General features: G+C 63.1%; 22 protein-coding genes and 1 pseudogene. 11 read left to right on the forward strand and 12 right to left on the reverse strand.

Going from position 1 to position 16,259, the window contains the following annotated elements:
- Window positions 1-7 precede the first annotated feature (7 nt).
- The gene (locus FJ943_RS04855) at window positions 8-2,347 is read right to left on the reverse strand and encodes a response regulator (RefSeq protein ID WP_140720065.1); all 2,340 of its coding nucleotides are present in this window, start codon (window positions 2,345-2,347) and stop codon (window positions 8-10) included.
- Between the two features lie 111 nt (window positions 2,348-2,458).
- Window positions 2,459-3,376 carry a polyprenyl synthetase family protein gene (locus tag FJ943_RS04860; RefSeq protein ID WP_140720067.1) on the reverse strand — a complete coding sequence of 306 codons (918 nt, stop codon included), beginning with the start codon at window positions 3,374-3,376 and terminating at the stop codon, window positions 2,459-2,461.
- Between the two features lie 222 nt (window positions 3,377-3,598).
- Here FJ943_RS04860 and FJ943_RS04865 point away from each other — a divergent pair, with 222 nt between their 5' ends.
- The 3 genes from FJ943_RS04865 to FJ943_RS04875 all read left to right on the forward strand — a co-directional run bounded on the left by FJ943_RS04865 (window position 3,599) and on the right by FJ943_RS04875 (window position 5,338).
- Window positions 3,599-4,360 carry a transglycosylase domain-containing protein gene (locus FJ943_RS04865; protein WP_140720069.1) on the forward strand — a complete coding sequence of 254 codons (762 nt, stop codon included), beginning with the start codon at window positions 3,599-3,601 and terminating at the stop codon, window positions 4,358-4,360.
- Between the two features lie 141 nt (window positions 4,361-4,501).
- A complete protein-coding gene (gene rpmF, locus FJ943_RS04870) occupies window positions 4,502-4,684 on the forward strand; it encodes a 50S ribosomal protein L32 (RefSeq protein ID WP_008834724.1) in 183 nt (60 codons plus the stop codon).
- A gap of 252 nt (window positions 4,685-4,936) precedes the next feature.
- Window positions 4,937-5,338, forward strand: a complete 402-nt coding sequence (locus FJ943_RS04875; RefSeq protein ID WP_023773963.1) for a hypothetical protein — start codon at window positions 4,937-4,939, stop codon at window positions 5,336-5,338.
- A 9-nt stretch (window positions 5,339-5,347) separates the two neighbouring features.
- Here FJ943_RS04875 and FJ943_RS04880 read toward each other — a convergent pair whose 3' ends face one another.
- The 3 genes from FJ943_RS04880 to FJ943_RS04890 all read right to left on the reverse strand — a co-directional run bounded on the left by FJ943_RS04880 (window position 5,348) and on the right by FJ943_RS04890 (window position 6,773).
- Window positions 5,348-5,779: a heme-binding protein gene (locus FJ943_RS04880; RefSeq protein ID WP_140720071.1), complete on the reverse strand. Its 432-nt coding sequence runs from the start codon at window positions 5,777-5,779 to the stop codon at window positions 5,348-5,350.
- A 162-nt stretch (window positions 5,780-5,941) separates the two neighbouring features.
- A complete protein-coding gene (locus tag FJ943_RS04885; RefSeq protein WP_023773965.1) occupies window positions 5,942-6,175 on the reverse strand; it encodes a hypothetical protein in 234 nt (77 codons plus the stop codon).
- A 76-nt stretch (window positions 6,176-6,251) separates the two neighbouring features.
- Window positions 6,252-6,773: a helix-turn-helix domain-containing protein gene (locus tag FJ943_RS04890; RefSeq protein WP_140720073.1), complete on the reverse strand. Its 522-nt coding sequence runs from the start codon at window positions 6,771-6,773 to the stop codon at window positions 6,252-6,254.
- A gap of 93 nt (window positions 6,774-6,866) precedes the next feature.
- Between FJ943_RS04890 and FJ943_RS04895 the strand changes: the two genes are divergently transcribed.
- The 5 genes from FJ943_RS04895 (at window position 6,867) to FJ943_RS04915 (ending at window position 9,645) form a co-directional block, all read left to right on the forward strand.
- A complete protein-coding gene (locus FJ943_RS04895) occupies window positions 6,867-7,703 on the forward strand; it encodes an alpha/beta hydrolase (RefSeq protein ID WP_140720075.1) in 837 nt (278 codons plus the stop codon).
- Window positions 7,704-7,791: 88 nt separating this feature from the next.
- Window positions 7,792-8,448, forward strand: a complete 657-nt coding sequence (locus FJ943_RS04900; protein WP_140720077.1) for a glutathione S-transferase family protein — start codon at window positions 7,792-7,794, stop codon at window positions 8,446-8,448.
- Between the two features lie 5 nt (window positions 8,449-8,453).
- Window positions 8,454-8,777, forward strand: coding sequence for a metalloregulator ArsR/SmtB family transcription factor (locus FJ943_RS04905; protein ID WP_015315351.1), 324 nt, complete (start codon window positions 8,454-8,456; stop codon window positions 8,775-8,777).
- A 13-nt stretch (window positions 8,778-8,790) separates the two neighbouring features.
- Complete coding sequence (locus FJ943_RS04910; protein ID WP_140720079.1) at window positions 8,791-9,162, forward strand: DUF4440 domain-containing protein; 372 nt, start codon at window positions 8,791-8,793, stop codon at window positions 9,160-9,162.
- A gap of 18 nt (window positions 9,163-9,180) precedes the next feature.
- Entirely contained in the window at window positions 9,181-9,645 is a 465-nt protein-coding gene (locus FJ943_RS04915) for an SRPBCC family protein (RefSeq protein WP_140616692.1), read from the forward strand.
- Window positions 9,646-9,671: 26 nt separating this feature from the next.
- Here the strand turns inward: FJ943_RS04915 and FJ943_RS04920 are convergent, their stop codons facing one another.
- From FJ943_RS04920 to FJ943_RS04930, 3 genes and pseudogenes are all read right to left on the reverse strand, one after another.
- On the reverse strand, window positions 9,672-9,935 hold the full coding sequence (locus FJ943_RS04920; RefSeq protein ID WP_010911936.1) for a metalloregulator ArsR/SmtB family transcription factor: 264 nt from the start codon (window positions 9,933-9,935) through the stop codon (window positions 9,672-9,674).
- A 31-nt stretch (window positions 9,936-9,966) separates the two neighbouring features.
- A pseudogene (locus FJ943_RS04925) lies at window positions 9,967-11,226 on the reverse strand (MFS transporter); the annotation flags it as partial.
- A 76-nt stretch (window positions 11,227-11,302) separates the two neighbouring features.
- The gene (locus tag FJ943_RS04930; protein WP_015315356.1) at window positions 11,303-11,497 is read right to left on the reverse strand and encodes a DUF1192 domain-containing protein; all 195 of its coding nucleotides are present in this window, start codon (window positions 11,495-11,497) and stop codon (window positions 11,303-11,305) included.
- 122 nt (window positions 11,498-11,619) lie between these two features.
- Here FJ943_RS04930 and FJ943_RS04935 point away from each other — a divergent pair, with 122 nt between their 5' ends.
- The 3 genes from FJ943_RS04935 (at window position 11,620) to FJ943_RS04945 (ending at window position 14,029) form a co-directional block, all read left to right on the forward strand.
- The gene (locus tag FJ943_RS04935) at window positions 11,620-12,630 is read left to right on the forward strand and encodes an NAD(P)H-quinone oxidoreductase (protein ID WP_140712681.1); all 1,011 of its coding nucleotides are present in this window, start codon (window positions 11,620-11,622) and stop codon (window positions 12,628-12,630) included.
- Window positions 12,631-12,831: 201 nt separating this feature from the next.
- Window positions 12,832-12,972, forward strand: coding sequence for a DUF1127 domain-containing protein (locus FJ943_RS04940; RefSeq protein ID WP_013892619.1), 141 nt, complete (start codon window positions 12,832-12,834; stop codon window positions 12,970-12,972).
- A gap of 361 nt (window positions 12,973-13,333) precedes the next feature.
- Entirely contained in the window at window positions 13,334-14,029 is a 696-nt protein-coding gene (locus tag FJ943_RS04945) for a DUF1013 domain-containing protein (protein WP_015315358.1), read from the forward strand.
- Window positions 14,030-14,092: 63 nt separating this feature from the next.
- On the opposite strand, the gene FJ943_RS04950 is transcribed toward FJ943_RS04945, so the two are convergent.
- From FJ943_RS04950 to FJ943_RS04965, 4 genes are all read right to left on the reverse strand, one after another.
- On the reverse strand, window positions 14,093-14,812 hold the full coding sequence (locus FJ943_RS04950; protein WP_013529238.1) for a YafY family protein: 720 nt from the start codon (window positions 14,810-14,812) through the stop codon (window positions 14,093-14,095).
- A 72-nt stretch (window positions 14,813-14,884) separates the two neighbouring features.
- Window positions 14,885-15,292, reverse strand: coding sequence for a hypothetical protein (locus FJ943_RS04955; RefSeq protein WP_140720081.1), 408 nt, complete (start codon window positions 15,290-15,292; stop codon window positions 14,885-14,887).
- Between the two features lie 64 nt (window positions 15,293-15,356).
- The gene (locus tag FJ943_RS04960; RefSeq protein WP_140663009.1) at window positions 15,357-15,947 is read right to left on the reverse strand and encodes a DJ-1/PfpI family protein; all 591 of its coding nucleotides are present in this window, start codon (window positions 15,945-15,947) and stop codon (window positions 15,357-15,359) included.
- Window positions 15,948-16,031: 84 nt separating this feature from the next.
- Entirely contained in the window at window positions 16,032-16,199 is a 168-nt protein-coding gene (locus FJ943_RS04965) for a hypothetical protein (protein WP_015315361.1), read from the reverse strand.
- Window positions 16,200-16,259 lie beyond the last annotated feature (60 nt).

Genomic DNA, 16,259 nt, shown 5'->3' on the forward strand with positions numbered 1-16,259 from the left:
ACGGAGTTCAGGCCGTCTTGGCCACCACCGTCTCGCTTAGCCAGGTGCCGATCTTGGCGCCGAGGCGATCGGGCGAAACGGGCTTGGGCAGATAGTCGTCCATGCCGGCCTCGATGCACTTGTCGCGGTCGCCCTTCAGCGCATGCGCGGTGACGCCGATGATCGGGATGTGGCCACCCGACGACGCCTCGATCGCCCGAATGGCGCGTGTCGCCTCGTAGCCGTTCATTTCCGGCATCGAGACGTCCATCAGAACCAGCCTCGGATGCAGCGACCGGTACATCTCGACCGCGGTGCGGCCATTGCCTGCGATGCGGTAGCTCAAGCCCAGCCCATTGAGGATTTGGCCGAACACCATCTGGTTCACGTCATTGTCCTCGGCGATGAGGATGTCGATCGGGCTGTTCGGCGCGGCATTCGATTCCGGCACTGCCGCGATCGGCATGGCGGGGCCGCGGATAACCGTGAAGGCCGGCGGAGCCGGCTGAGGCATCGGTTGGATCGGTTCGCGAATGAAGTGCGCCTTGCCGACCTGCGAGCGCGCCTTCTGGATGACCGAGATGACGGTGCCGAGCAGGACCGCCGAGCGCGCCGGCTTGGTCAGATGCGCCGATATACCGAAGTCGATGATCATCTTGCCGAAATCGACCTGGTCGACCGAGGTCAGGATAACGACTGGGATGGTGGACAGCCGGCTGTCGGCGGCGATGGCCCGGGCGACATCGGCGCCGTTCATGCCGGGCATCTGATAATCGAGGATGATGCAGTCGACGCTGGCGCCGAGCTGGCAGGCGCGATCGAGGAAGGCGAGGCCAACCGCGCCGCTTTCGGCGGCGGCGCAGTCGAAGCTCCAGCTTCTGAGCTGTTCTAGCAGGATCTCGCGGTTGACCGGATTGTCGTCGATGACCAGCACACGCGCGCCGGTGACGTCGACCGGCACGATGGCGTCGCGCGCCTCGGCACGGTGGACCGGCAGCGGCACGGCGAACCAGAAGACGGAGCCGCGGCCGATCTCGCTCTCGACGCCGATCTTGCCGGCCATCAGGTCGACGAGGCGGGCGGCGATGGCGAGCCCAAGGCCGGTACCTTCGTGACGGCGGGTCGAGGAGCCATCGACCTGAGCGAACTTCTCGAACACGTTCTGCAATTTCTCGGCCGGGATGCCGATGCCGGTGTCCTCGACGCGCAGCTTGAGCTGGACGACGTCGTTGACGGTTTCGCCGCCGACATCGATCAGCACATGGCCCTTCTCGGTGAATTTCACCGCATTGCCGACCAGGTTGGTGACGATCTGCCGGAAGCGGCCGGCGTCGCCGACGACATAGGCCGGCAGCCTGGGGTCGACGCGCACGATGAGTTCCAGGTTCTTCTCGGCGACGCGCGCCGAGACAAGCGTCGCCACGTCCTCCACCGCTTCCGAGAGGCGGAAGGGGGCGGGGTCGAGCGTCAATTGCCCGGCATTGATCTTCGAGAAGTCGAGGATGTCGTTGATGATGGTGAGCAGCGCGTTGCCCGACTTGACGATAACGTCGGTGAACGTCTTCTGGCGCGGGTTGAGCTCGGTCTTGGCCAGCAATTCGGCCATGCCGAGCACGCCGTTCATCGGTGTGCGGATCTCGTGGCTCATATTGGCCAGGAATTCCGACTTGGCGCGGTCGGCGGCCTCTGCCTTGAACAAGGATTCGGCCGACTGGGCAAAGGCGCGACGGATCGCCTGTTCCATCGGGCGGAAGATCCAGAAAGCGACGATGCCTAGGACGGCAAACAACAAGCCGCTTGCCCACAAAAGCAGCCGGTCGCTGGACGCGTCCGCCTGATGGCGTTCGTCGTCCATCGCGGTGCGGACACGCACCAGCATGGGCTGAACGAACAGGTCGTTCTGGTTGCGGATCTCGCGAGTGCTCCATTCATCGGTCTTTTGCGCCACCGACATCAGGTTGAAGTTGCGAACCATGTCACGCGGCGACCAGAACAGGTCGCCATTGACCGAAGCGGCCGCGAGCTCGTTGACGGTCTTGGCCGACAGGCGCGGGCGGATCGCGGCGAGCTGGGCGGTCAGTGCCTCGATCTCGCCGGTCAGCCGCTCGGAATGGTCGCGCGCCGAAGCCGTCAGCGCATCGCGCGTCTCGATCCGCCAGGCGGAACTGGTTGTCTCGGCGAAGCTGGTGGCGTTGCGCAGATCGCGGGTGAAAATGACGAGATTGCTGCTCAGCGCATCGATTTCATGGCGCAAGGAATTGACGCGATTGAGCGCAACCATGATGGCGGCTGAAGCCAGCGCGAAAACCAACAATCCTGAAAGATAACGTATCCGGACGGACCGGATAAAGGAAGAATATTCCGGCATGCGCAACCCCAACACATACGCATCATTCTAAGGATTGGGATTACGCTTCATTTACATTAAGATTTCGTTGGTGGACCGCAGGTGCACCGCGCAACCGACATGAGCCTGCCGTCAGCTGTTACGGGTTGCGACGAAGATCGCTGCGGCCTTCAGCAGGGCAGCCTTTTCGCCATAGGGCTCGAGCAGCGCGTGCGCCTGGCCGACGAGGCCGTCGAGCTGCTTGCGTGCCCAATCCGCGCCGTGCAGGGCCACCAGCGTACCCTTGCCCGCGGCGGCATCCTTGCCGGTCGCCTTGCCCATCTGCTTGGCGTCGGCCGTCACATCCAGCAGGTCGTCGGCGAGCTGGAAGGCCAGGCCGATCGCCGAACCGAACTCGGCAAGCCTTTCCAGGTCATCCGACTGTGCGCCGGCCAGGATCGCACCCGCCTCGCAGGCGAAGCGGATCAGCGCGCCGGTCTTCATCGCCTGCAGCGTTATGATGCCGGCCTCGTCCGGTCGCACTTGCTCGGCTTCGAGGTCTAGCTTCTGGCCGCCGACCATCCCACCGGCCCCGGCGGCGCGGGCGAGCGCCAGCACCAGGGCTGCGCGCCGTTCGGCCGGGAGCGCCGTCGCTTCGCCGGCGATGATGTCGAAGGCCAGAGTCAGCAAGGCGTCGCCCGCCAGGATGGCAGTGGCTTCGTCAAAGGCCTTGTGCACGGTCGGCTGGCCGCGGCGCAGGTCATCGTCGTCCATCGCCGGCAGGTCATCGTGGATCAGCGAATAGCAATGCACGCATTCGAGCGCCGCCGCGACGCGCAACGCCGCTTCGCCATCGGCGGAAAACAGGGCGGCGCTTTCCATGACCAGGAAGGGGCGCAGGCGCTTGCCGCCGTTCAACACGCCATGGCGCATCGCCGCCATCAGACGATCGGGCCGAGCGATCTCACCCGAAAGCGGTCGGTCGTCGAGCAAGCGACGCAGCATCACCTCGACGGCGGCCGCGCGCCTGATGAGCGCCATTTCGAACGCCATTTCGTCGTCATTCGTCATGGCCGGGACCGGTAGCCGACACTCAGACGTTGCGCAAGAAGGCAAGCGCCATTATGCCGGGGCGGTAAGGGCCCGTTTGGAAACTCATCTCCTGCGGTCATCTGAAGGCGTTTTCCGCGCTTCCGGTGTTCACGTACTCGAAGGTACGCTCCGCTCCGGTCCTCGAAAACACCGTCACATGACTCACAGGAGCCAGTTTCAAAGCGAGTTCTCTGGCATGGGTTGGGCGGCTTGGCGGAACCGATCGTCGATCATGAGACCGAAAAGCTGGACATGGCGACGAGATCGCGAGGCGTGAGCCGCCGCAGTCTCAAGCGCTGGGTCCGGCGCGGCATCGTCGTGGCCGCCGTGCTGGCGCTCATCCCGGTGGTGCTGACCTTTCTCTACCTGCCGTCCTTCGTGCATCCAGTGTCGACGCTGATGCTGAAGGATCTCGCGACATTCTCCGGCTACGACCGGCGCTGGGTGTCGATCGATGATGTCGCGCCTGTGCTCGCCCATTCGGTCATCATGTCGGAGGACGGGCAGTTCTGCTTTCATCGCGGCGTCGATCTTGGCGAGCTCAGGGGGGTCGTCGACGATGCGCTGGCCGGCGAGGCGACGCGTGGTGCCTCGACCATCACCATGCAGACGGTGAAGAACCTCTTCCTGTGGTCGCGGCCGCTGGGCTCGGTGCGCAAGGTCGTCGAACTGCCGCTGGCCGTCTATTTCGACGCGGTGATGTCGAAGCGGCGCATTATGGAGATCTATCTCAACATCGCCGAGTGGGGGCCCGGCATCTACGGCATCGAGGCGGCGGCGCGGCACCATTTCGGCATTTCGGCAAAGCAGCTGTCCAGACGGCAGGCGGCCCTTCTCGCCGTCACGCTGCCCAATCCGATCGCCCGCAATCCGGCAAAACCAGGGCCGGGCTTGAGAAGGCTCGCCAATCTGATCGAGCGGCGCGCCGGCCGCTCCGGCGCCTATGTCGGTTGCCTGGACTAGCCGGTATAAAAAAGATTCACCACAGTGCTGGCCAAAACGGTGTCAGGCGTGTATAGGCACCCGACTTTCTCAGATTTAGGCCCCGACATGGCCCTTTCACGAGGGCGGGCGGGGCTTTTGACCATGTAGTGGAGCATATCCATGGCCGTTCCGAAACGCAAAACCTCTCCGTCCAAGCGCGGCATGCGCCGCTCGGCCGACGCCCTCAAGGCCCCGACCTATGTCGAGGACAAGAACTCCGGCGAAATGCGCCGCCCGCACCACATCGACCTGAAGACCGGCATGTATCGCGGTCGCCAGGTGCTGACGCCCAAGGAAAGCTGAGACCAGCTTTTCCCAAGCAACCGAGTTACAAAAGACCGGCTTCTGGCCGGTCTTTTTGCGTTTTGGCCTTGCCGTGCGCGCCGGCTACTTCAAGCGCTGAGCTTTTTTGTCTCGTCTTTCATGTCGGCCGGGCAACCGGCTGACATGGTTGTTGCATCCGGTATTCGACCGTGTTTGCGGCCGCGCACGAAAAATCTTGACGCCGTGCCTGTGGAGCATTCTACAGAAGGTGCCCCCATATGGAGACGCCAAATGTTCGGTGCCGTCCCGCTTTTGATCGTGCCTTTCGTGCTCTACAATCTCGGCCTGCTCGGTATATTCGGCGGCGGCGACGATCCGTGGGCGAGCGAGATGTTCTCGTTCCGCATGATGTCGGGCGGGGTGTTCTCGATGACGCTCGGCGACCTGATCGTGCTGATCGGGCTGATTTTTCTGTTCCTTGAAATGGTGAAGTCGGCGCGCACCACCACCGCCTCGATCATGGACCATCTGTTGTCGACGCTTGTCTTCGTTGCTTTCCTGGTCGAGTTCCTGCTGGTGAAGGGTGCCGCGCACTCCATCTTCTTCACGCTGATGATCATCGCGCTGTTCGACGTGCTGGCCGGGTTCGCGGTGTCGATGCGGTCGGCCAGCCGCGACATCAATTTGAATTAGACCGGAGCCTCAGCCCGGATCGGCGGCGAAGCCGGCGGCTTCGATGCCGGCAATCGCGGCCGCCTCGTCATTGTCAGACGTGTCGCCGGAAATGCCGACAGCGCCGATGACACTGCCTGCCTTGTCGCGGATCAGCACGCCGCCGACGACCGGCAGCACGCGTCCACCCGACACGTCGGAAATGCCGGCAACCAGATGCGGGCGCTCCTTGGCGAAGGCCTCGACCCTGCGCGAGCCCATGCCGATCGCCAGCGCGCCATAAGCCTTGCCGGCCGACATTTGCGGGCGCAGGAACGAGGCGCCGTCCTGGCGCTGGAAGGCGACCAGGTGCCCGCCGGCGTCGAGCACCGAGACGCCGAGCGGCTTGAGCTTGAGATCAGCGCCCTTGGCGAAGGCGGCATTGATGATCTCTACGGCTTTTTCGAGCGGCAACGCGGTCATGGCAATCTCCTGTTGAACAGCCCAATCATCGCCGGCCAGCCGGACCAGGCAATCCCGCTTTCGGTTGAAATTGCTTCCCGCGAAGCAGCGGGACGAAGGCGTGCCTGTCGGATGCGTCACGACGCTCGATCCAGGGCAAGGCATTGGCGGAGAGACGAGGGGTTATTTTTTCTTGGCGCGGGCCGGCTTCTTGGCAGGTGCGGCAGGCGCGTTGGCTAGATCTTCGGCTTCCTTGGCCAGCCGCAGCGCCCGCAGCTTGTCGGTCTTGGCCTTGCGGGCATCGCTCTCGGCGACGTATTCGGCCATGGCTTTCTGCCGGACCGTCGCCGCCTCTTCCTGCTTCTTGAAGCGCAGATCGGCACGCGCGCGGGCAGTGTCCCTAGAGTTCTCAACCAAGAGCCTATCCAATCCCGTGAAGTGTGATTTCCATCCTTTGTAGCAGAGCCGGCCTTTCAACGGGGAAAATAGTTGGTCAGGCGGGCGGGCTGGCGTTGCGGGCCTTTTCGGCAACCACCGCTTCATAGGCGGCCTGCAGCGTCGCGCGGACAGAGGAGCCGGGCGCTGTGTCGAGGGGGGTGCCGAGATGCTCATGGCGCAATTCGTCCATGAATTTCTCCCACATTGGAGGTCCGCCCTTTTCCAGGAGTTCGGCGCGGATCGAGAGTTCCTCGCTTGTCGGCAGCCAGACGCGGCCCCAGGCGCCGAGATGGGCCAGGATGGGCACCAGCGTGATGGCCATCTCGGTCAGGCTGTAGATCGCCTTCTGCTTATGACTCGGGTCGTCCGCCTTGGTCAGCATGCCGAGCTCCATCAGCCGCTTCAAACGGTCTGCGAGGATGTTGGAGGCGATACCCTCCATCGAGCCGTTGAGCAGCTCGCGAAAATGGCGCCTGCCGCCGAAAATCATATCGCGCAGGATGATCAGGCTCCAGCGGTCGCCGAACACCTCGAGCGAAAGGTTGATCGGGCAGCCGGACCGGCGATCGAGGGTCATTCCATTTTCTCCACAAAAACCGGTTGCATTATTGTATCGGTTTTATTATCGTGCAACCGATTGCAAAATGCAAGCAGATGAGGAGGCCATGAAATGACGAGCAAAGACCGTCCCGAGATCGTATCGGAAGCCTTTGGCGATCCGGCGGATCCGGCGCTGCTGCTGATCATGGGCGCGATGGCCTCGATGCTGTGGTGGCCGGAGGCGTTTTGCCGGAAGCTCGCGAATGCCGGCCTTTACGTGATCCGCTACGACAATCGCGACACCGGTCGGTCGACCAAATATCAGGTGGGGCAGCCGCCCTACACTTTCGACGACATGGCTGACGACGCGATAACCGTTCTCGACAGTTACGGCATCGGCAAGGGGCATGTCGCGGGCATGTCGATGGGCGGCATGATCGCGCAGTTCGTCGCGCTCCGGCACCCTTTGCGCGTCGCTTCGCTGACCGTGATCAGCAGTTCGCCCGTGGGGACCGACACGTCGCATCTGCCGCAAACGACCGACGTCTATATGGAGCATTCGGCCGATGGGGCCAAAGTCGACTGGGCGGACCGCCGCCAGGTCATCGACTTCATGGTCAGCGATGCACGCGCGACCGCCAGCACCGCGCATCGGTTCGACGAGGCCGGGATGAGGGCGTTCATCGAGCGGGATTATACCAGGTCCGGCGGCTTGCTCAGCGCCACCAATCATTTCATGCTCAAGGGCAATGACCAATGGAAGGGTCGCCTGCACGAACTGGCGGTGCCGCTTCTGGTCATCCACGGCACGTCGGATCCGATCTTTTCGGTCGAGCATGGCGAGGCCTTGGCCCAAGCAGTTGCCGGCGCGAAACTCCTTCGTGTCGAAGGCGGCGGTCACGAACTGCATCCGGATGACTGGCCTGATATAGAAGCCGCCATTGTCGAGCATGTCCGATCCAGCTGAGACTTCGTGGGCGAGCCTTGACGAGCGAGGCCTGCCGCAATAGTTAAGTAAATGCTTCAGTTTTTCCACAGAACAGATGAGCACAAGAATGTCCCTGACGCTGCATTTCCATCCGCTGGCCTCCTTTTGCTGGAAGCCGCTGATCGCGCTCTACGAGAACGCCACGCCTTTTGCGCCCGTCATCGTCGACCTAGGCAACGAGCAATCGCGCGCGGCCTTTCTGAAGGTTTCGCCGACCGGCAAGATGCCGGCGCTGCGCGACGAGGCGCGTGACCGGACGGTGCTGGAATCGACCATCGTCGTGGAATATCTGGCCGCGCACTATCCGGGACCGATTGACCTCGTTCCCGAAGGCATCGACCTGGCGCTGGCGGTCCGCCAGGCCGACCGCTTCTATGATTTCTATGTGCAGGAGCCGATGCAGAAGATCGTCGGCGACAGGTTGCGGCCGCAGGACAAGACCGATCCATTCGGTGTCGAGCAGGCGCGGAGCCAGCTGCGCAATTCCTACGCCATCATCGAACGGGAGATGCTGTCGAGGGAATGGGCTGTGGGCGATATCTTCACCATGGCCGATTGCGCGGCGTCTCCGGCGCTCTTCTATGCCAACAAGGTCGAGCCGTTCGGCGACAGCTATCCCGCCGTGAAGCGCTATCACGACCGCCTGCTGCAGCGCGCCGCCTTCACCAGGGTGATCGAGGAGGCGCAGCCTTACTTCAAGTTCTTTCCCTACAACAACGGCTGATCGCGATGCTGCACGATCCCGCCCAACTCGACCTGATGTTCCAGGCGCTCGCCGATCCGGCGCGGCGGCAGATGGTCGACCGGCTATCACGCGGCCCGGCGTCGGTGAGCCAGTTGGCCGAGCCGCTGGCGATGTCGCTGTCGGCGGTCGTCCAGCACCTCAATCTCCTGGAGGCGAGCGGCCTCGTGCGCACGCAAAAGGTCGGACGGGTGCGCACCTGCCAGATCGAGCCGAAGGCGCTGCGCGCGGCCGAACACTGGATCAACGAGCGGCGCCTCTCATGGGAACGCCGGCTGGATCGGCTCGGCGATTTTCTTGCGGAGAATTGAAGAGGAGCATGCCATGTCAAAGAGCAAATCCGACCTCGTCCGCGGCAATTTCGCGGCCTTTCAGGCCAGCGACCGCGCCGTGATGGAGACAGCGCTGGCCGGCGACTTCACCTTCACCAGCCCCTATGACGACGCCATCGATCGCACGACCTATTTCGAGCGCTGCTGGCCGAATGGCAAGCTGTTCCGGTCGATGACGATCGAGCGGATTTGCGAAGACGGGGCTGCCGCCTTCGTTCTGTATGGCTGCGAAACGGTGGACGGAAAATCCTTCCGCAACACCGAGCTACACGTGTTTCGCGGCGACCGGCTGCGCAGTGTCGAGGTCTATTTCGGCGCTGCCTATCGCAACGGTGTCTTCATTCCGCCGAACCAATCGAGTTGACCAGCGAGGACCCAAGCCATGACCGAACGTTCCGTCGTCCACTCCACCTTCGTTATCGAGCGCCTCTATCCCGCGGCGCCATCGAAGGTCTTTTTCGCGCTCAGCAATCCGGACGCCAAGCGGCACTGGTTCACCGATCCGGGCAACCCGATGCCCAGCCGATACGAACTGGACTTTCGCGTCGGCGGCAAGGAGATCAATGCCGGAGGGCCGAAGGATGGGCCGATCCACGTCTACACCGCCACTTACTGGGATATCGTGCCCGACCAGCGCATCGTCTACAGCTACGACATGCTGTTCGGCGATATCAGAATTTCGGTGTCGCTGGCCACGATCGAACTTTTTGCCGAAGACAAGAGCACGCGCCTGGTGCTGACCGAGCAGGGCGCTTTCCTGGATGGCCATGACACGTCCGGCACACGCGAGCATGGGACCGGGGTGTTGCTCGATCTTCTCGGCAAGTTTTTGCGGATGGAAACCTGATCGTTGTGGCCGCTGACCGAAGAGGATCAGGCTTCCCAGAATTGATCGAGCCAGATGTTGAGTCTGAGGAAGCCGGCATTGCTCACCGTATAGACACGCCGCGTCCCTTCAGCCTTGGCATTGACCAGTCCGGCGTCGAGCAACACTTTCAGATGCTGTGATACCGCCGGGCGGGAGACTGGCAGCCCGGCCGCCAATTCGTTGACGGTCTTCGGACCGCGTCGAAGTTCTTCCAGAAGATGGCGCCGATTGGGATCGGCGATCGCCATGAAGGCGTCGGAAAACATCATGCCTCATTTGTGAGGCAAAGTTTTTCAAATCTCAACTGTTTGCTTCTGCTTTTCTTCTCGGATCGAGCCGCAATGCTTCGGGGGTCACCGAACGGTCGGCCGGCTGCGTCTTGAAGGCATCGCGATCTCCGATCGGCACCGGCGCGCGGCGGCTGATGCGCAGCAGCGTGTAGCCGGCCAGCGACAGATGCGCGAAGGCTGTCGCCAGGAACAGGCCCTCCGGGCGCATCCAGCCCATCAGGGCGGCGGCCAGCAACGGCCCGATCATGGTGCCGAAGCCGTAAAGCAGCAGCAGCCCGCCCGACACCTTGACGAAATCTTCCGACCGGGCGTGGTCGTTGGCATGCGCTACGGCGATCGAATAGAGCGTGTAGGCGAAAGCGCCGTAGGCGGCGGTGAAGACGAGGACGAAGACCGCCGAGCGCGGCTCGAACAGGAAGATGAGCAGCGCAAACAGCGCCGCGCCGAAGGCGGCACCGGCCAGCACGAAACGCCGGTCGGTCTTGTCGGAGAGGCGCCCGGCCGGAAGTTGCATGGCGGCGCCGGCGACGACCACCAGGCTCATCATCAAGGCGATCTCGGCGGTGGAGATTCCGATGCGGGCGCCGTAGACGGCGCCGAGCGTGCCCCAGGCGCCGTTGGCGATGCCGATCAAAAGGCAAGCGATCGCCGACACCGGCGAGTTGGCGTAGAGTCCCTTGACGTCGAGCTTGACGTCCTGCAGCGGCTTGGGATGCGAGGCGGTCGACACGGCCGTCGGGATCAGTGACAGGCAAAACAGGATGCCGGTGATCATGAACAACGACGCCGATTTCACGTCGCCGCCGGCGACGATCATCTGGCCGCCCATGATCGAGGCATAGGTGACCATCATGTAAAGGCCGAAGACGGTGCCGCGGTTCTCGTTGGTGGCTTTCTCGTTCAGCCAGCTTTCGATGACCATGAAGGCGCCGGCCATGGTGAAGCCGGTAAAGGCACGCAGCAGGATCCAGACATACTCGTCGATGATCAGGCCGGTGAGCAGTGCCACGATCGCGCCGGACGCGGCAAAGGCGCCGAAGGCGCGCACATGTCCGGCGCGGCGCACGATGCGCGGCGCAAAGAAACAGCCGGTGACGAAGCCGCCGGCCCAAGCCGTGCCCATCAGGCCGAGCGAAGCGGTCGAGAACCCTTCCACCTGGCCGCGCAAGGGCAGCAGCAGCCCGTGCAGTCCCGATGCAGCCAGAAGAAAGGCGGTGCCGCGAAGCAGGGAAAGGATCGGTCTGTAGGCTGCGAGCATTTTTTGATCCGGCTGGGGACTGGGCGGGGACGCAGGTTTGAAGGCAGTCGCATTCGGTTTTCGGCGGCGGGCGGTTACCTCAGCGAACTTATCCGCGACGGAACAGCGCCTCGGCAGCCGACTTGGTGGTGTCCTTGGTCTTGAGTTCGGCCTCCAGCCGGGCGATCTCGTCGCGCAGGATGCCGATGCGCTCGGACAGTTCACCGACGGAAAGCAGCGACAGGTCTTGCCCGATCTCGTGCGGACGTGCCTTCTTCTTGGGTTCGTCGTCGAAGATCGCCATGGCTGCTCCTCCTCCGCCAGACCAGATTGGCCATTTGCCTGATTTGGCAATGAGCATACATAGGGCAAGGGCGTCGATGCAAACAGCCGGTAAGAGTGCGGCGAGGAAAGACGGAAAACTTCATGGCGAGCGGACAGAAAATTCCGGCACGGATGACGGCGATCGTTATCTCGGAGCCGGGTGGCCCACGGGTGCTGAAACCGGAAACGCGCGACGTACCGCAGCCCGGCCCCGGCGAAATCCTGATCAAGGTGCATGCCGCCGGCGTCAACCGGCCGGACGTGCAGCAGCGCAAGGGGGCCTACCCGCCTCCGCCCGGTGCATCGGACCTGCCTGGCCTCGAGGTGTCGGGAGAAGTGGCCGCTCTTGGCGACCAGATATCGCGCTGGCGCATCGGGGACAGGGTCTGCGCGCTCACGCCCGGCGGCGGCTATGCCGAATATGTCAGGGTTCATGCAGGCAGCGTTCTGCCACTGCCGGCGGGCTTCACCCACACGGAAGCGGCGGCGGTGCCGGAAAACTATTTCACCGTCTGGCACAATGTGTTCGAACGCGGCGGCCTGAAGAAGGGTGAGACACTGCTCGTCCATGGCGGCTCGTCCGGCATCGGCACCACGGCGATCCAGCTCGCCTCGGCCTTCGGCGCTTATGTGATCACCACCGCCGGATCCCAGGAGAAATGCGACGCCTGCCTGAAGATCGGAGCCGACCGTGCGATCAATTACCGCGAGCAGGATTTCGTCACCGCGGTCAAGGAGGTGACCGAAGGCCGAGGCGCCAACGTCATCCTCGACATGGTCGGCGGCGACTATGTCCAGCGAAACTACGAGGCCGCCGCTGTCGAGGGCCGGATCGTGCAGATCGCGGTTCAGGCAGGCGCTGTCGCCAGTGCCGATTTTTCCAAGGTCATGGTCAAGCGGCTGACCCATACGGGCTCGACGCTCAGGCCGCGCACAGTCGAATTCAAGGCGGCGATCGCGGCGGCGCTGGAGGCACAGGTGTGGCCTCTGCTGGGCACGCGCAAGGTGGCACCGGTGATGGACATGATCTACCCGCTTACCGACGCATGGCGCGCGCATGAGCGGATGGAGGAGGGCGAGCATATCGGCAAGATCGTGCTCGACGTCGGCTAGGACGCCAGCATTTTCGGCTCGGCCCGACCGGATCTCGACACGGTCTGGCCAGCGTCCTTCGCCCCTGCCTACAAGATGAACAGAAGCTTAATGGTGCAATGCAGCATTTGCATCATTGCTATGCAAAATCGGCTGTTCAAGTCCCGCCCGATGATCACTATTTGAGCATCATCGAAACGAACCCAATTCAGGAGGACTACCATGAACCCGATCCGTGCTTTCCGTAACTGGCGCATGTACAACGAGACCGTTCGCGAACTGAACCGCCTCAACGCCCGTCAGCTCAGCGACCTCGGCATCAACCGCGGCGACATCGAGCGGATCGCCCGTCAGGCGATCTGATTGCAAGCGCGACCCGCCGCAAGGCAGGGTCGCAATGCAGAGCCGCCGCAGACGCTTGTCGTCGCCGGTTCCAAACCCGCTGGACCCTGTCCGGCGGGTTTTGTCTTTTGGGGGGATTGGATTCATCTCGGCTTCGGCGTGATATGCCATGGCGATCCGCGGCAAATGCGGCGGCAGGGTTGGGACTGCCGTGGCAAACGTTAGCCGTCACCGCGTGCCTTGGTTGGCCACGTCGTTCCCAGCTCTTCCAAAAACGTTGCGAAACGACCTGAGAGCAGTTATACAGGCCGCGAATTTCCCATTTTGGTGGCTCTAAACCACCGCCCGCGCGGGAACGCGGGCGAACGAGAAGGATTTGCACATGGCCAATACGCTGCTTATGCCCAAGGCGACCGCCGTCTGGCTGGTCGACAACACCGCGCTTTCCTTTGAGCAGATCGCGCAGTTCTGCGGGCTGCATCCGCTCGAGGTCAAGGCGATCGCCGACGGAGAATCAGCGCAAGGCATCAAGGGCATGGATCCGATCATGACCGGCCAGCTGACCCGCGACGAGATCGCGCGCGCCGAGAAGGATCCGAACCAGCGCCTGAAGCTTTCCGACCCCAAGGTGCGGGTACCCGAATCCAAGCGCAAGGGTCCGCGCTATACGCCGCTGTCGAAACGTCAGGACCGGCCGAACGCCATCCTGTGGCTGGTGCGCAATCATCCCGAACTGAAGGACGCGCAGATTTCGCGCCTCGTCGGCACCACCAAGTCGACGATCGAGCAGATCCGCGAACGCAAGCACTGGAATTCGGCCAATCTGCAGCCGATGGACCCGGTGACGCTGGGTCTCGCCTCGCAGATCGACCTCGACATGGAAGTCAACCGCGCCTCGCGCGGCCGCGAGCAGGCGCAGCCGGTCGGCGACACGCTGCTGCCGGCGGCATTGACCGAGCGGTTGGTGCCTGCACCGGAGAAGCCGAAGGACGAGGACGCGGAGCTCGATGCAAACGCCGTCTTCGCCAAGCTGTCGGCGCTGAAGTCGAAGGACACCGATACGGACGACGAGGAATAGACTTTTCGCCAACGCAACAAAATAGCCCGCTTCGAGCGGGCTATTTTGTGCGGCCGGCAAGTCTCAGCTTCGCGCCGCGCGGTCGGGCGCCATGCCGTAGTCCTCGCTGCGCTCCACCGCCCGGTAAAAATCGGCAAGCTGCTTGCCGCGCTCCGGCTTGAAGATCCGGCCGGCGATGACCACGGAGGCAATGCGGTCGATGCGGAAGGCGCGGAAATCATCGCGCATCTCGCACCAGGCGACCAGCGTCCACACCTTGCCCCAGAACCACAGGCCGAGCGGCCTGATATCGCGCGCGGTACCGCGGCCGGCTTCGTCCGAGTAGTCGATGGTCAGCACCTGGCGCTTTTCGACCGCGCGCTCGATCAGGTCGATCGCCTCGCGGGCGGCATCGCTGACCACCCACATCGGCGTGTGGATCTCGGTGCGGGCGATGCGGTCTTTCTCGGCATCGGGCAGCACGGCACCGATCTTGACCAGTGCCTCGTCGGCGGCCCGCGCCATGGCGGCGCCGCCAAAGGCGCGCACCATGCGGGCGCCGGCCACCAGCGCCACGATCTCGTCACGCGTGAACATCAGCGGCGGAAGGTCGAAACCCTCCCTCATCATGTAGCCAACGCCAGCCTCGCCGTCGATCGGCACCCCGGTCGACTGCAGGTCGGCTATGTCGCGGTAAATGGTTCGCTCGGAAACCTCGAGCCATGTGCCGAGCTTCTGGGCGGTGACAAGGCGGCCACCACGCAGATGCTGCACGATCTGAAAGAGCCTGTCGGCGCGGCGCATCGTTTGCTTCCCCAGTGTTTTTCCCATGCATGCCGTGGCTCCCTGACCGGATCCACTTCCACATGACATGCATTACGGCTTCAGCCCTTCGCGCTTGCGCTGCGCGGCGACGAATTCCGCGCCGAAGGACAGTTTCCTCGTTGTCGGCGTCTTCGCATCGAGAACGCGCCAGAAGGGAGCGACGTCGCTGAGCGTCATGCCGCGCTCGAGATCCTCCTTGGCAGCCTCGGCGACCGTACGCAGATGATAGCCCATGGTGACCGGGCATGTCACTTCGGCGCCATGCTCGATGGCAAGGGCCGTGCGCAGCGCGAGAACGTCCATTTCGACGCCTTCGAGGATGGAGCGGATGAAATCGTCGACCTGACGCGCGGTCGGCACCAGCATGGGCTGGCCTTCGATAACGTCCCCTACCGTGCGCGGCGTTGGCTTCACGCCGTTGATGCCAGGCGCGTTCAGCCTGTCGTTCCAGTTTTTCATCGATCGTCCTCGGCCGGCCATGCGCATTATCTCACCATCGCACGCACCTCCTGACAGCATGCTGTCAGGAGGCTTCAGCATACTCCTTGGCGAACAGCGTCCGCATCTGCGCGAGTTCGCTGCCTTTTTCCGGGTAGAGCGTCTGCAGGAAGGCAAGGGCGAAAGTGCCGGGCGCCGAACCTGGCGCGGACACGATTTTGCCGTCGGCCACGGCATGTGGCACATCCTGATAATTGCCGTCGCCGGCATAGCCGGACTCGTGACGGCTAATCCAGTCACGGCCATTGCTGGTATGTCTGGCGTTCTCGAACATGCCGGCTCGGGCCAGCGCCAGCGTTCCCGCACAGATGCCACCAACGATACCGCCGCGCGATGCGACAGCCATCAGCAGTTCGGCAGCATCCGGCGGCGCCGTGTCCGCCCAGTGGTCGGAACCGATGACCGCCACGGCATCGAGATCGGTATTCTCATTGATGCTGGCCGAGCGGTCTGGCGTCAGCTTAAAACCGCTGATTCCGGTCACCGGCTTGCCGTCGGGCGTCAGCGACACAGCGCGAGCGCCGAACCATTCGACCGCCGAGGCCGCCAGCAGCCCATATTCCCAGTCGGCAAAACCTTCGATGAACAGAAAGCCGATTGTCTTCTGATCGGGCATGAGCTCGCTCCATCCCTCGCGCGCCGGACTTGATATCTGGGTGCTGACGCGTGAGCATCCAACCGCTGCGTTGAAAATTTCGTCTCAATTGCCGTGATGGCGACGCTCGGCATACATGTCCGGCCAGCCGATATCCTTGCGAATGTCTGCGGGCAGCGCGTTCATGAACCGCTGGGTCCGGATCTCGTTGCGCATCGTGCGGATCTTGCCGACATAATGCTGCATGCCGCGCAGAATGGTAAAACCGTTCATGACCAATCTCCTCTCTCTAACCGGAGACACTATCGCACACCCCTCCTGACAGCAGTCTGT

It is taken from the genome of Mesorhizobium sp. B2-3-10 (assembly GCF_006442275.1).
In the GTDB taxonomy this organism is placed as follows: domain Bacteria; phylum Pseudomonadota; class Alphaproteobacteria; order Rhizobiales; family Rhizobiaceae; genus Mesorhizobium; species Mesorhizobium australicum.

Excerpts from the sequence above, each read along its gene's own strand:
- FJ943_RS04855 (WP_140720065.1), bottom strand. The coding sequence starts at position 2,347 with ATGCCGGAATATTCTTCCTTTATCCGGTCCGTCCGGATACGTTATCTT.
- FJ943_RS04860 (WP_140720067.1), bottom strand. The coding sequence starts at position 3,376 with ATGACGAATGACGACGAAATGGCGTTCGAAATGGCGCTCATCAGGCGC.
- rpmF (WP_008834724.1), top strand. The coding sequence starts at position 4,502 with ATGGCCGTTCCGAAACGCAAAACCTCTCCGTCCAAGCGCGGCATGCGC.
- FJ943_RS04875 (WP_023773963.1), top strand. The coding sequence starts at position 4,937 with ATGTTCGGTGCCGTCCCGCTTTTGATCGTGCCTTTCGTGCTCTACAAT.
- FJ943_RS04880 (WP_140720071.1), bottom strand. The coding sequence starts at position 5,779 with ATGACCGCGTTGCCGCTCGAAAAAGCCGTAGAGATCATCAATGCCGCC.
- FJ943_RS04890 (WP_140720073.1), bottom strand. The coding sequence starts at position 6,773 with ATGACCCTCGATCGCCGGTCCGGCTGCCCGATCAACCTTTCGCTCGAG.
- FJ943_RS04895 (WP_140720075.1), top strand. The coding sequence starts at position 6,867 with ATGACGAGCAAAGACCGTCCCGAGATCGTATCGGAAGCCTTTGGCGAT.
- FJ943_RS04900 (WP_140720077.1), top strand. The coding sequence starts at position 7,792 with ATGTCCCTGACGCTGCATTTCCATCCGCTGGCCTCCTTTTGCTGGAAG.
- FJ943_RS04905 (WP_015315351.1), top strand. The coding sequence starts at position 8,454 with ATGCTGCACGATCCCGCCCAACTCGACCTGATGTTCCAGGCGCTCGCC.
- FJ943_RS04910 (WP_140720079.1), top strand. The coding sequence starts at position 8,791 with ATGTCAAAGAGCAAATCCGACCTCGTCCGCGGCAATTTCGCGGCCTTT.
- FJ943_RS04915 (WP_140616692.1), top strand. The coding sequence starts at position 9,181 with ATGACCGAACGTTCCGTCGTCCACTCCACCTTCGTTATCGAGCGCCTC.
- FJ943_RS04920 (WP_010911936.1), bottom strand. The coding sequence starts at position 9,935 with ATGATGTTTTCCGACGCCTTCATGGCGATCGCCGATCCCAATCGGCGC.
- FJ943_RS04930 (WP_015315356.1), bottom strand. The coding sequence starts at position 11,497 with ATGGCGATCTTCGACGACGAACCCAAGAAGAAGGCACGTCCGCACGAG.
- FJ943_RS04935 (WP_140712681.1), top strand. The coding sequence starts at position 11,620 with ATGGCGAGCGGACAGAAAATTCCGGCACGGATGACGGCGATCGTTATC.
- FJ943_RS04940 (WP_013892619.1), top strand. The coding sequence starts at position 12,832 with ATGAACCCGATCCGTGCTTTCCGTAACTGGCGCATGTACAACGAGACC.
- FJ943_RS04945 (WP_015315358.1), top strand. The coding sequence starts at position 13,334 with ATGGCCAATACGCTGCTTATGCCCAAGGCGACCGCCGTCTGGCTGGTC.
- FJ943_RS04950 (WP_013529238.1), bottom strand. The coding sequence starts at position 14,812 with ATGCGCCGCGCCGACAGGCTCTTTCAGATCGTGCAGCATCTGCGTGGT.
- FJ943_RS04955 (WP_140720081.1), bottom strand. The coding sequence starts at position 15,292 with ATGAAAAACTGGAACGACAGGCTGAACGCGCCTGGCATCAACGGCGTG.
- FJ943_RS04960 (WP_140663009.1), bottom strand. The coding sequence starts at position 15,947 with ATGCCCGATCAGAAGACAATCGGCTTTCTGTTCATCGAAGGTTTTGCC.
- FJ943_RS04965 (WP_015315361.1), bottom strand. The coding sequence starts at position 16,199 with ATGAACGGTTTTACCATTCTGCGCGGCATGCAGCATTATGTCGGCAAG.